The 12988-nt window shown below is 39.6% G+C and carries 12 protein-coding genes; 7 read left to right on the top strand and 5 right to left on the bottom strand.

Annotated elements, in window-relative coordinates:
• Nucleotides 1–56: 56 nt before the first annotated feature.
• From prpB to PR795_RS00050, 3 genes are all read left to right on the top strand, one after another.
• Complete coding sequence (gene prpB / locus PR795_RS00060) at nucleotides 57–947, top strand: methylisocitrate lyase (protein ID WP_006661199.1); 891 nt, start codon at nucleotides 57–59, stop codon at nucleotides 945–947.
• A gap of 73 nt (nucleotides 948–1020) precedes the next feature.
• Nucleotides 1021–2184, top strand: coding sequence for a bifunctional 2-methylcitrate synthase/citrate synthase (gene prpC / locus PR795_RS00055; protein ID WP_036968263.1), 1164 nt, complete (start codon nucleotides 1021–1023; stop codon nucleotides 2182–2184).
• Nucleotides 2185–2197: 13 nt separating this feature from the next.
• Nucleotides 2198–3652, top strand: coding sequence for a bifunctional 2-methylcitrate dehydratase/aconitate hydratase (locus PR795_RS00050; protein WP_006661197.1), 1455 nt, complete (start codon nucleotides 2198–2200; stop codon nucleotides 3650–3652).
• Nucleotides 3653–3780: 128 nt separating this feature from the next.
• Here PR795_RS00050 and dbpA read toward each other — a convergent pair whose 3' ends face one another.
• The 3 genes from dbpA to PR795_RS00035 all read right to left on the bottom strand — a co-directional run bounded on the left by dbpA (nucleotide 3781) and on the right by PR795_RS00035 (nucleotide 7335).
• A complete protein-coding gene (gene dbpA / locus PR795_RS00045) occupies nucleotides 3781–5154 on the bottom strand; it encodes an ATP-dependent RNA helicase DbpA (protein WP_036968345.1) in 1374 nt (457 codons plus the stop codon).
• A gap of 62 nt (nucleotides 5155–5216) precedes the next feature.
• Complete coding sequence (locus PR795_RS00040) at nucleotides 5217–6257, bottom strand: galactose-1-epimerase (RefSeq protein WP_272516537.1); 1041 nt, start codon at nucleotides 6255–6257, stop codon at nucleotides 5217–5219.
• Between the two features lie 148 nt (nucleotides 6258–6405).
• Nucleotides 6406–7335, bottom strand: coding sequence for a cation diffusion facilitator family transporter (locus tag PR795_RS00035; protein ID WP_006658064.1), 930 nt, complete (start codon nucleotides 7333–7335; stop codon nucleotides 6406–6408).
• A gap of 364 nt (nucleotides 7336–7699) precedes the next feature.
• Between PR795_RS00035 and PR795_RS00030 the strand changes: the two genes are divergently transcribed.
• Entirely contained in the window at nucleotides 7700–8137 is a 438-nt protein-coding gene (locus PR795_RS00030; protein WP_006661195.1) for a universal stress protein, read from the top strand.
• A 64-nt stretch (nucleotides 8138–8201) separates the two neighbouring features.
• Here the strand turns inward: PR795_RS00030 and eco are convergent, their stop codons facing one another.
• Nucleotides 8202–8678, bottom strand: coding sequence for a serine protease inhibitor ecotin (eco, locus tag PR795_RS00025; protein WP_006661194.1), 477 nt, complete (start codon nucleotides 8676–8678; stop codon nucleotides 8202–8204).
• A gap of 265 nt (nucleotides 8679–8943) precedes the next feature.
• On the opposite strand from eco, the gene PR795_RS00020 reads away from it, so the two are divergent.
• The 3 genes from PR795_RS00020 (at nucleotide 8944) to PR795_RS00010 (ending at nucleotide 11425) form a co-directional block, all read left to right on the top strand.
• Entirely contained in the window at nucleotides 8944–9156 is a 213-nt protein-coding gene (locus PR795_RS00020; protein ID WP_006658061.1) for a DUF465 domain-containing protein, read from the top strand.
• Nucleotides 9157–9331: 175 nt separating this feature from the next.
• Nucleotides 9332–9715, top strand: coding sequence for a nitrous oxide-stimulated promoter family protein (locus PR795_RS00015; RefSeq protein WP_181480111.1), 384 nt, complete (start codon nucleotides 9332–9334; stop codon nucleotides 9713–9715).
• Nucleotides 9716–10609: 894 nt separating this feature from the next.
• Nucleotides 10610–11425, top strand: coding sequence for a helix-turn-helix transcriptional regulator (locus PR795_RS00010; protein WP_006661192.1), 816 nt, complete (start codon nucleotides 10610–10612; stop codon nucleotides 11423–11425).
• 155 nt (nucleotides 11426–11580) lie between these two features.
• Here the strand turns inward: PR795_RS00010 and PR795_RS00005 are convergent.
• On the bottom strand, nucleotides 11581–12988 hold a 1408-nt coding region (locus tag PR795_RS00005; RefSeq protein ID WP_272516536.1), incomplete at its 5' end, for an FKBP-type peptidyl-prolyl cis-trans isomerase.

Genomic DNA, 12988 nt, shown 5'->3' with positions numbered 1-12988 from the left:
TCTCACTATAGTTATCAAAGATCATTTACACAGAATTAACAGGTTATGAGGTGTTTATGTCTAGCCATTCCGCAGGTCAAAAATTTCGAGAGGCGATTAACCACGAGTCGCCACTTCAGTTAGTCGGCACAATCAATGCAAACCATGCACTGCTTGCCCAACAAGCGGGCTATAAAGCCATTTACTTATCAGGTGGGGGTGTTGCTGCAGGTTCTTTAGGTCTTCCTGACTTAGGTATCTCTACCCTTGACGATGTACTCATTGATATTCGTCGTATTACCGATGTCTGTGATTTACCGCTAATGGTGGATGCCGATATTGGTTTTGGTCCCTCCGCATTTAACGTCGCGCGTACCGTAAAATCCATGGCTAAAGCCGGAGCCGCAGGGCTGCATCTGGAAGACCAAGTAGGCGCTAAACGTTGCGGACATCGTCCGAATAAAGAGATTGTTTCTACACAAGAAATGGTTGACCGCATTAAGGCTGCTGTAGATGCCAGAGTAGATGAGAAATTTGTCATTATGGCACGCACTGATGCCCTCGCGGTTGAAGGACTCGAAGCCGCTCTAGAAAGAGCAAACGCCTACATCGAGGCAGGCGCAGATATGCTATTCCCTGAAGCCATCACCGAGTTAAGCATGTACCAACAATTTACTCGCCATACACAAGTCCCTGTATTGGCTAATTTAACCGAATTTGGTCAAACACCTCTATTTACGCTTGATGAGCTTCGCAGCGTCGGGATTGCCATCGCGCTGTACCCACTTTCCGCTTTTCGAGCCATGAATAAAGCGGCTGAACAGGTGTACACCACGTTACGCCAAGAAGGAACACAAAAAAACGTTGTGCCATTAATGCAAACCCGCGAAGAGCTCTATAAATCCATCAATTACTATCAATATGAAGAAAAACTGGATGCGTTATTTTCACAAAATAAAAAACGCTAAGCCTTTTTAATCACCGAATAAACCGTGAATAGAGCAAGTTGTAGTCGTCTCTGTCCCCTACAAGGAATCCATGATGAATGAACAACTTAACAGCGCTGTAACACCAAGCTTCAAACCTAAAAAATCCGTTGCTTTATCAGGCGTAACAGCAGGGAATACCGCGCTTTGTACCGTCGGTCGTAATGGTAATGACCTCCACTACCGTGGCTATGATATCCACGATTTAGCGACCCAATGCGAATATGAGGAAGTGGCCTACTTACTTATCCACGATAAGCTCCCAAATCGCACTGAATTGGCGGCATATAAAGAGAAGTTAAAGCCCTTAAGAGGTTTGCCAACCAATGTGAAACAAACATTGGAATCCATTCCTGCCAATACACACCCCATGGATGTTATTCGCACTGGAGTGTCAATGATGGGCTGTGTTCTCCCCGAAAAAGAGGTTCATACCCTTGCCGGAGCAAAAGATATTGCAGACCGCTTACTGGCGTCTCTTGGCTCTATCTTGCTGTATTGGTATCACTTTAGCCATCATGGTCGGCGCATTGAAACCATGACCGACGATGATTCTATTGGAGCTCATTTTTTACATTTACTGCATGGTAAAAAACCGCCTGCACAATGGGAAAAATTTATGCATATTGCCTCCATTTTATATGCTGAGCATGAATTCAATGCCTCAACATTTGCCGCTCGCGTTATTGCAGGAACTGGGACTGATTTTTACTCTGCTATTACTGGTGCCATTGCAGCCTTAAGAGGTCCCAAACATGGTGGAGCCAATGAGGTTTCACTCGAGATTCAGCAGCGTTACTCATCGATAGAAGATGCAGAGCAGGATATTGTCGCTCGCCTCAAAAATTCAGAAGTCATTATTGGCTTTGGTCACCCCGTTTATACCTTGGCAGATCCTCGCCATCCAATCATTAAATCAGTGGCACTACAACTGTCTGAACAAAGCATGAATCGACATTTGTATACCATTGCAGATCATATCGAATCGGTAATGAAACGTGAAAAAGGCATGTTTCCAAATCTTGATTGGTTCTCGGCCGTGGTTTATCACTTAATGGGCGTGCCAACTGCAATGTACACCCCGCTATTTGCAATTGCCCGAATAGCGGGCTGGTCAGCCCATATCATTGAACAACGCCAAGATAATAAAATTATTCGACCTTCCGCTAACTATACGGGTCCTGAAAATAAACTTTTTGTTCCTATTGAACAGCGCTAATTAAGGTAAAACCATGACAACGCAATCCCAAACAGCCCCACACGTTCAATTTGATACGGTGATGACGGATATCGTCGACTATGTTCTCGATTTTCCCATCACGTCAAAATTAGCTTACGAGACCGCCTATTATTGCTTACTTGATACGTTAGGCTGCGGTATGGAATCCCTTGAATACCCGGCTTGTAAAAAGTTATTAGGTCCGATTATTCCAGGTACAATTGTGCCGAATGGCACCAAAGTACCTGGCACGCAGTTTCAATTAGATCCCGTCCAAGGCGCATTCAATATTGGTACGCTATGTCGTTGGTTAGATTTCAACGACACTTGGTTAGCCGCAGAATGGGGACACCCATCGGATAACCTCGGTGGTATTTTAGCCACTGCGGATTGGCTTTCTCGCGAAAACCTTGCTAAAGGCAAAAAACCGTTAGTCATTCGTGATGTGCTTACCGCCATGATCAAAGCCCATGAGATTCAAGGCTGCATCGCTCTAGAAAATGCCTTCAACAAAGTCGGTCTTGACCATGTCATTTTGGTCAAAGTTGCCTCAACAGCTGTTGTCGCACAAATGCTTGGGCTATCTCGTGAGCAAATTCTCAATGCGGTTTCCCTCGCATGGGTTGATGGGCACAGTTTACGCACCTACCGCCACACACCCAATACAGGCTCCCGCAAATCATGGGCTGCGGGTGATGCAACGTCCCGTGCAGTAAGACTCGCACTGATGGCACAAAAAGGTGAGATGGGCTACCCAACGGCTTTAACGGCGAAAACATGGGGATTCTATGACGCCTTATTCCGCGGTCAGTCATTCAAATTTCAGCGATCTTATGGCTCTTACGTGATGGAAAATGTGCTCTTTAAAATTTCCTTCCCTGCTGAATTCCATGCACAGACCGCCGTTGAAGCAGCTTTACAACTCCATAACCAACTGAAAGAAATCGGTAAGTGCGCCGATGATATCGAATCCATTGCAATTCGTACCCATGAAGCCTGCATTCGAATTATTGATAAACAAGGTCCTCTACAAAACCCAGCAGATCGCGACCATTGCATTCAATACATGGTTGCGATCCCGCTTATTTTTGGTCGTCTTACGGCATCTGACTATGAGGACAGTATTGCTCAAGACAGCCGCATTGACGCACTACGAGCCAAAATGCATTGCCACGAAGACCCTGCGTTTACACAGGATTATCATGATCCTGAAAAACGCTCTATTACCAATGCTCTCACCATCAAATTAAAAGATGGTCAAACCTTAAATGAAGTGGTCATTGAATACCCTGTTGGTCATAAACGTCGTCGCCAAGAAGGCATGCCATTGTTACTTAAAAAGTTCAGAACTAACTTAGCACGCCAGTTCCCTGAGGCTCAGCAACGACGAATTTTATCCGCGTCATTAGATAAACCGTTGTTTGAGAATATGCCAGTGAATGAATATTTGGATTTATTTGTGATTTAAAGAGACGTTTTCACGATTCATAACGTTTTTCTGTAAACAACCGTTTTACTCTGTGTCATCTTGAGAGAAACAAAAAAGCCCTAGTTTTAGGTTATTAAAACTAGGGCTTCAAATATCGGGTAAGAATATTATTTCAGTAATCGGGCTCTTACTGATTTTCCTTTAATTTTGCCTTGCTGTAGTTGTTTCCACGCTTGATTCGCAACTGATTTTTTAATCGCAACGTAGGCATGCATTGGGTGAATCGCAATTTTGCCAATATCATCCCCTTGTAAGCCAACTTCGCCCGTTAATGCCCCTAAGATATCTCCAGGGCGGATCTTCGCTTTTTTACCACCATCAAGGCATAACGTGACCATTTCGGCTTCTAATGGGGTAATTCGTAAACCTGTCGGTTCAGGTAACCAATTCAGCTTGATATTCAGCATCTCTTCAAGCACATTGGCTCGCTGAGCTTCTTCTGGCGAGCAAAGACTGATGGCTAAGCCGCTCTTTCCTGCCCGCGCAGTACGTCCAATGCGATGCACATGGACTTCAGGATCCCAAGAAAGCTCAAAGTTAATCACCATTTCGAGCGCCTTGATATCCAAACCGCGGGATGCTACGTCAGTCGCGACTAAAACACGGCTACTCCCATTCGCAAACCGCACTAACGTTTGGTCACGATCGCGCTGCTCCATATCACCATGTAATACTAAAACGCTTTGATTGCTATCCATCATGGCATCATAAACGGCTTGGCAATCTTTTTTAGTATTACAAAACACCACACAAGAAGCGGGTTGTTCACGGCTTAAGAGTTTTTGCAATAAATCAATTTTGTCATGTCGAGCAACTTCGTAGAATTGCTGCTCCACATCTGGCAATTCATTAACTGAATTAATTTCAATGGTCAGTGGGTTTTTCTGAATACGTTGGCTAATAGCCGCAATGCTGTCCGGCCATGTTGCTGAAAATAAGAGTGTTTGGCGATCTTCTGGCGTAAAAGAAATTACAGCATCGATATCATCAGCAAACCCCATATCTAACATACGATCGGCTTCATCCAATACCAGCGTTTGTAAATGGTCTAACTGCACAGTTTCTTTGTGTAGGTGATCGAGTAAACGACCCGGTGTTGCCACCAAAATATGCGCGGCATGAACCAAAGAATCACGTTGTACACTAAACGGCACACCGCCACATAATGTTAAAATTTTAAGATTAGGAATATAACGCGCTAAACGACGTAATTCATTCGCAACTTGATCCGCCAATTCTCGGGTCGGACATAAAACTAAGGATTGGGTATTAAAATTTTTGGCATCAATACGTTGTAATAATCCCAAGCCAAAAGCTGCCGTTTTGCCGCTGCCAGTTTTAGCTTGTGCACGGACATCTTTGCCGGCAAGGATCGCGGGTAATGCCGCTTCTTGAATTGGGGTCATCGTGATAAAGCCCAATTCATTCAGATTGGAGAGTTGCTCCGCAGGAAGCGCATTTAAGTCAGCAAATGAAGTCACAGTTAACATTCCGAATAAAATAAAAGAGATCATAGGAGAGAAAACTCTCCTCGCCTATGATACTAAAAAATAAATTGATAGCGAGTTTGGTTGGTATAAATGTGGTTCGCCTTAGCAATAATTGCGTGCGGTTCATGTGCTTCCGCATGCCCTAAACCATCAAATGGATATTGTGTCGCTAACACGACCCCTGAAAAAGGCGTGTAGGTTTTGCTTTTTCCTAAAACGGAAACCAAGTGGTTACCTGTATAAACATGAATTGCAGGTGAAGTGCTCATCATATGCATGTGAACATCCCCATTTGGTGAGCCTAATGTTGCGACAATGTGTTGTCCATCCGTAACCGCTCCGTCAAAAACAAATGTGTGGTCATACCCACCCACAGCTTGCTGGTCTTCATCTTGTAGATAATCACGGCCAATACGTTTGCTTTGTCGAAAATCAAAATAGGTATCCGTGACTTCACGCCACTCTCCCGTTGGGAGCCATTCATGATTTTGTGGTAAGAAGTATGGCGCGTGCATTTGGAGGTCATGCTCAAATGCAGTTCGGTCTGAGTCTTCACCCGCAAGATTAAAATAGGTGTAGTTAGTCAGATTGACCGGACAATCCTGATCACATTGATAACGGTAGCTGATAACAACTTGATTATCATCTGTCAGTTCATACTGTACTTCAACTTTTAATTCGCCCGGAAAACCTTGATCCCCATCCGATGACACCAGCGTAAAAATGGCTTGCTGCTGGTCTGGTTGAGTAATCGCCCATACCCGATAACTAAAATTGTCTCGCCCACCATGCTGGCAATGAGCGCCTTGATTATGCGTCAGTTGATAGGTATGCCCATCAAGCTCAAAAGTTGAATTCGCAATGCGATTTGCAACCCGTCCCACGGTTGCACCAAAATAGACGCGTTGCTCCATTTGAGCCGCCATATTTGGTGAGCCTAAAATAATATCGCGTTTACCACTTGCTAACGGCAATATACAGCTAACCCAACTTGCACCCAAACTACTCAAAATAATTTTCATTCCCTGTTTATTTGTGAGTGCAACGACCTTTGGTGTGCGCAGAGTATGACGTTGTTGCTTGGTAAACTGCATTTTTCCTGAGTGTTCCTTATATTTCCACTTATCGTGTCGCCTGACATTATTTAACAATAATAAAACGAATTCACGATAACGTAAAAAGAAAAAAGCTGAGCGTATAATACGTCAGCCTTCTCATAATTACCCAATAACCAAATAGGAATTAGTGCAAGCAATCTTTGTCATAAGGGTCTAAGTGAGTCATAACATCCAATATTTGAGGATTTTTCATTAATTGCTCTCGGACATTCACTGCAATATCATGTCCTTCCAAAATTGTCATTTGACCATCTAATTCTAAATGGATATCCACAAGAAAAAAATCGCCAGATTTACGCGTTTTTAAATCATGAAAACCTTTAACATCAGGGATTCCTTTTAGCACATCACTGATTTGCGCTAACGTTTCGTCATCCGCACCTTTATCCATTAAATCTTGCATGGATTGATAGGTAAATTTAAACCCCATACGGAAAACGAACGTCCCCACAATTAACGCTGCAATCGGGTCAAGAATACGAATGCCACATAAACTACCAATAATACCGATAGCGACGACTAATGAAGATGCCGCATCAGAGCGGGCATGCCAAGCATTCGCAACTAACATGCTTGAGTTAACTTTATTCGCCACATGCAGCATATAGCGAAACAGACCTTCTTTCGCAACCAAAGCCGTCAATGCCGCAACCAGAGCCATTGAATGAACTTCAGGTATCAGAGCAGGATTAATCATTTTCTCTACAGCTGACCAGCCCATACCAACACCGACTATCAGTAAAATAATACCTAAAATAAGTGATGCTCCATTTTCATAACGAAAATGCCCATAAGGGTGATCCGCATCAGGCTTTTTATGGCTTTTCTTATTCGCAATAAGAACAACAAAGTCAGCAATTAAATCCGAAAGTGTATGAATACCATCAGCAATCAAACCTGATGAATGTGAAAATACACCAACAATGATTTGCCAAATAGACAAAAGAGTATTAACAGCAACACTAATCAGAGTGCTCTTTTTCGCCGCCTTAAACTTTTCTTGCTGTAATGCGAATTCTTTCTTCGTTGAAGTTGGGATTTCATGTTTATGCATAGGTTATTTTCTTAATGAAAAACAAAACAATTATCATTTAAATATAGTTTATTTTCAATGACTTAATTAATTTCGAATATACTCTCATATTATTTGTTAAATGTCCCACAATAAATTGTAAACAATTGATTACATTGACTGAGAATGGTTATTCTTTATTTTTCTATCCTTGTTCAGATTGGTACTATAAATAAAGAAAGAAAAATCATTTATCAGCATAGCCTCTATTCCACATATAGAGGGGATTTATCTTTATTAGATAGGCATTGCAACATGAATCCAATATCACAAAATCATCAGCGCCATATGACTTATAAAATGATAGGTATATAATCAAATTAAAATAACAAATGAAGAGGTGGCTATGTATAAAAAAATATTGGTTCCTATTGATCTGTTAGAAGATGATTTAAACTTAAACATCATCAAACATGTGGAAGATCTCGCAACACTCGGTAAGCCTGAGATTCACTTTTTTTCCGTGATCCCGAGTGTCGAACTGTTTTTTGGTATTGAAGTGGCTATCCTGCCTGAAAGCCATAAGAATTCAGCAGAACGAGCATCACTGGCAATGCGGGCATTAGAAGAAGTGATCCGAGATGTTAAAATTCCAAGCTCTCAGATTACCTGTCAGGTCAGTATTGGTTCAGCCAAGGATGAAATTCTAGACTACGCAAAAACAATTAATGCCGATCTCATTGTTGTCGGCTCTCACCATCCAAGTACATCGACTTATTTATTAGGTTCAACCGCATCTGCTATTGTGCGTCATGCTCAAACCTCGGTGTTTGTCGTTCGCTAATTAGGCAAGCTTAAAATAAAAATGCCGCATCATAGAATCAAACGGTGATGCGGCATTAAATGCATTACTTCTTAATCGAGTTCATTAATTTATCGTCTGTAGACCAAATACGGTACTTCACATCCATATCTTTTGGCGCATAAACAACAATTGGTAACTTACTGTTATAGCGTACAAATGCGTCATCCCCTAACTGGGTAGTAATAAAACGATCTTTTGCAGGCTCAGTACAAGCCATCATTGTTGAAGCAGGTCCTTTTACTTCTTCTAATTTGTAATAGTTATAACCCCATCCATCTAAGGTTTTTTCTTCTAAATCACCCATAAACCATTGACGGTTACAATCAGCTTTGATGGTTTTACCGATAACTAACTCAACCATATAATCGTATTCATTTTGCTTAGTATCCAGTTGAATCACATGACGAGTCATACCAGATTCTGCTTTTGGATAAGGAGCGATCTTTCCTAAATCTTCAGTCGCCATTGCACAAGAAGAAACTGCCACCGCAGCCATTACAGACAAAATCGCTTTTTTCATCATAAAATTCCTATTCGTAAAAAAATAACAACATTAAAAACTAGACTTTTATACATAGTAGGTCAATTCAGCCACTTTAATCACTATAGATGATTCTTAATTACAAAAATATAGATAACTTATTAATCCTTTAGTGATATTACTTAATTTTAGTATAAGGATCATAAAATTAATAAAAATTATGTAAATTCCCGCCATAAAGATGTACATAAAACAATCAATGATTATACTGAAAGTGAGGCTTAATTCATTCTGAGGAGGTAGTATGTTATCTGCTGATCAAGATTTAGTTTCACAATTAATTGCCACACATCCCCGCTTTCAGTCTCTCTATGAGAAGCATCATCAATTGAATAAAGAAATTAGCAAGCTTGAAGGACCTTCAGGTGCTGGCTATAACGAACAAGTCGCCAAACTTAAAAAAGAAAAGCTACATCTAAAAGATGAAATGCAAAGAATAATGCAAACTAGTCGGTAAGATGCCTTCACTCAATTGCTAGGCTGGCTTTATCAAGCGGAATTGGCATATAAAATCTAATACAATGTTAATGGCATAAGAAATGGCTCTTATGCCATTTTTGCGAGTACGCCTCAAAACAAGATTTCTATTGATTTAACCACCTATAAATAGAGCAATAAAAGGTATATATTAAATGTATCTTTATGCGGAGAGGATTATTACGGTGGGAAAAAGAATATCTCGAGAAATTGTCACAATAGAAAAAATGATAAAAATCTATGAAAAGTCGCATCCTGCGCCTGACGACAACCCTGAGTATTATCAAACTCTTTTTTCCTATGCGGTTAAACGCCTAGAAAAATGTCGCTATGGAGAAGCCAAGCCTGCTTGTAAACAATGCCCAATACATTGCTATCAGCCAAAACAACGCGAACAAATGAAAATAATTATGCGCTGGGCTGGCCCAAAAATGCTGTATTCCCACCCTATTTTAGCAATCTGTCACCTTATTGATGACAGAAAACCCGTCCCTGAACTCCCCCCTCGCAATCGAGCAACATCAAAATTAGATAAATAGACTTATCCGCAGAATATTCCACCAATTCGATATCATCGAGTGGAGGAACAACAACAGACAGTTTGCCTGTAAAAATGTTAAATATATTTAACAACTCGCTACTCATGAACACCCATTGCTTGCTTTCACTATCTTATTAGTTTTTTATCACTTTTTTTAGCTGCTGACGGTGGATGCCATAATTTCCAGTTAATCCAATAGATTTACTCAGATTTATCATAAATAAGCTTGCTTCAAAAAATGACGCTCATATAAAAATTAGTAACCAACTATAATTAATAACCAAAATCCATGCTTATATAAGAAGCAAAAAACATCACCCAAACCAATAAATGTCAAAAATGAGATTTAAATCTCAATATTTAGCTTAAATAGACCTTTTTGATAATTAAAATAAATCAATATGATTCATTAATCTAATTGATGATGTAATTAACAAATTAATACATTAGCAAAATTTATTATTGATATTTTTAACGAGTATATACCTAATAATTTACATGGCTATTATTTGTGATAAAACACAAATAACGACTACTTATCTTTAAAAGGTAAAAAAACCACAAAAAAGAGTAAAAAAATATAAAATATATAAAACCAGAAAAAACAAAAAAGCTAGAATTTTAATCTTTATTTACCAGTAATTATCAGAATAAATGAATAGTACGCCAAATAAGTCACTCGTAATATACGAGTAATAACCGGAAATTACTCGTAAAAACCATATTTTGAAACATTTATTAATACTTTCATTTACGATATGACATATAAAAAAACAGCTCATATAATTTCAATCATCAAGGTCATAGTGATTTTTTATATCAACCGAGGGTGAAATTTTGATATTTAATTTCCACTATCACTTAAAGAGCTAATTTTAATAAAGGTGCTACCATGAACAGTAAATTAAGCCATCAGGTGATAAAAAAAGTACGCATAGATAAAAGTAACCCCCATGCGATACTCGATTTAACCTCTAAAGGCCTTATCATTATAGAAAAAGGGTCTATTTTGTTAGAAACCCCAGCAGCAAATGAAAGCTTGCATGAAGGGGACATTTTATATCATAAACAAGGCTCGTATTCTTTTAAGACCGAAAATAACACGTTAGATGGTGAATTTTTATGGATCTCATTGGATGATAAATTTTTACGTGAATACTTATCTCAATACGGTTCTCAGCTAAGCGAGATTGAGCGCACTGAAAACTCAGCTAATGACATTATCAAATTTACAACAAGTCCATTAATCAAAGAGTTAAAGAATAGCTTGGAGTCTTTTATTCAGACTCAGTATCCGGAGATGATCCTTAAGCTGAGAATCAATGAGTTACTTTTATTGTTATCTTACAGTGAGCAAGGGGCGGCATTGTTGTCTAATTTTCGACAACTCAGTAACCGTCAAGCTGAACGCTTACAAACCTTCATGGAAAATAATTATTTAAAAGAATGGAAACTCAATGAGTTTGCTCGAACCTTCGGTATGGGATTAACCACGTTCAAAGAGCTATTTCACACGGTCTACGCAACATCACCACGTTCTTGGATCAGCGAAAAACGTATTATGTATGCGCATCAGTTATTAATAAATACCTCGATGAGTATTGTGGAAGTATCAATGGAAGCCGGATTTTCAAGTCAGTCTTACTTTACGCAAAGCTACCATAAGCGCTTTGGTTATACCCCTAGCAGGTCGCGTAAAGCCGCCTAAGCACTTCCCTCACGTTACATGCCCTGTCAGTATAGGATTAATGTCTTAGCTACACTGACAGAAAGGCAACCTCATTATCAATCACACCGCTTAAAATAAAAAAGAGCCTACTATCTCTAGTAAGCCCCTTCACATTAGTTAAATGTACCAATCAACTAGTTTGCTTGAATGACTTTTAAATCAATAATTGACATTGAATTTGGTGGCACTTCACCAGGAATCCCCTCAGGGCCATAACCACCTTCAGGTTCAATATAAATTTTAACCATTCCCCCAACACCCACTTTTTCGACAAAAGAGTTCATTGGTGGAGGCAATTGATTATAAGGCAATACCATCGGATTTTTTTCCGTGTGCATGACAGTCACTTTGCCATCTGTTAGTTGCTCACGCATGATCAGCGTGATTTTTTTATCTTGCACATCTGTAATTGGCGTACCTTTTTGTAAAACTTTATAGTAAGTGAAATTATCTAACTTACTGTATTTCTGTTGTTTTATATCTTCTAAAATCTTTTGATTGCGCTTCGCATTTTCTTTAGCAATCGTCGTATTATCTGCCGGTGGAATTTGAATAATATTTGGAGCCTTACCTGCTACGGTTTTTTTATTCGCCCTTAAAGCATCATTCTCTTCACGTAACTGAGTGACACGCTGATTAAGATCTCTAATCTGCAACTTTAATCCATCGTCGGTTGAAAATGCTTTCAGTGATGCCAGCTCATCTTTTGCTTTTTTCAGATTTTCTTGAACGCTCGCCAGCTCCTGTCTAGATTGGCTATCCGCCGCTGTTTTTTCATCCAGCTGCTTTTTAAGCTGAAGTAATTCCTGATCTTTTTTAGCAACATTCTCTGCCGTAAATTTTTCAGCTTCTAACTTCAGCACATTCAGTTGCTTATTAACATCTAACAATTTCTGCTCAAGATCTGATTGCTGTTGATTGCGACTCGCAATGTCTTTCTCAAGCTTAGCAATTTGAATTTCTTTTTCTTTTGCTTGTGAGGCTAACAACGCATTTTGAGATTCTAACTGTTGTTTATCAGATAGCTGGGCTTTCAACGAATTTTGGACATTTTTATTTTCTAAATCTAATTTCGTTAACGTCTCTTCTCTCGCTTTGAGTAACGTAATTTGTTGATTTAACTCAGTAGTGAGTTCTTTCACTTGCTGATCAGTCGCCTTTCCAGCAAGCTCAGTCTGTTTCTCTAATTCTGTACGCAGTTTTTGCACTTCAGCATTAGCTTGCGCCAGTTGTTTTTTGGCCTCTGCATAACCTTGCTCATTTGTTGCTAATTGAGCTTGTAACTGAGCATACTGATTTTGGCTATCAGTAAGCTGCTTAGCTATTTTTTCATGGGCATTTTGCTGAGTAAGCTGTTGTTTTTTCGCATTAGCAAGCTCAACTTCTAATGCATTTTTTTGGACCAATTGAGCCGTTTGTTCAGCTAAAACAACTTGAATTTTTTCATTTTGTTTTGATTTTTCAGAAAGTTGCTGATTTTGTTGCTCAAGCTGTTTAACTGCATCCTGCTGCTGTTTCAGCGCTGATTGGACATCATTTTTT

This window comes from Providencia sp. PROV209 (assembly GCF_028479485.1).
GTDB lineage: Bacteria > Pseudomonadota > Gammaproteobacteria > Enterobacterales > Enterobacteriaceae > Providencia > Providencia alcalifaciens.
This window is presented reverse-complemented; position numbering and strand designations above follow the sequence as displayed.

What these genes read in the sequence shown, in the direction of transcription:
- prpB (WP_006661199.1), top strand. Translation starts at nt 57, where the DNA reads ATGTCTAGCCATTCCGCAGGTCAAAAATTTCGAGAGGCGATTAACCAC.
- PR795_RS00030 (WP_006661195.1), top strand. Translation starts at nt 7,700, where the DNA reads ATGTATAAAAAAATATTGGTTCCTATTGATCTGTTAGAAGATGATTTA.
- PR795_RS00015 (WP_181480111.1), top strand. Translation starts at nt 9,332, where the DNA reads ATGTATCTTTATGCGGAGAGGATTATTACGGTGGGAAAAAGAATATCT.
- PR795_RS00040 (WP_272516537.1), bottom strand. Translation starts at nt 6,257, where the DNA reads ATGCAGTTTACCAAGCAACAACGTCATACTCTGCGCACACCAAAGGTC.
- PR795_RS00010 (WP_006661192.1), top strand. Translation starts at nt 10,610, where the DNA reads ATGAACAGTAAATTAAGCCATCAGGTGATAAAAAAAGTACGCATAGAT.
- PR795_RS00050 (WP_006661197.1), top strand. Translation starts at nt 2,198, where the DNA reads ATGACAACGCAATCCCAAACAGCCCCACACGTTCAATTTGATACGGTG.
- eco (WP_006661194.1), bottom strand. Translation starts at nt 8,678, where the DNA reads ATGAAAAAAGCGATTTTGTCTGTAATGGCTGCGGTGGCAGTTTCTTCT.
- PR795_RS00020 (WP_006658061.1), top strand. Translation starts at nt 8,944, where the DNA reads ATGTTATCTGCTGATCAAGATTTAGTTTCACAATTAATTGCCACACAT.
- PR795_RS00035 (WP_006658064.1), bottom strand. Translation starts at nt 7,335, where the DNA reads ATGCATAAACATGAAATCCCAACTTCAACGAAGAAAGAATTCGCATTA.
- prpC (WP_036968263.1), top strand. Translation starts at nt 1,021, where the DNA reads ATGAATGAACAACTTAACAGCGCTGTAACACCAAGCTTCAAACCTAAA.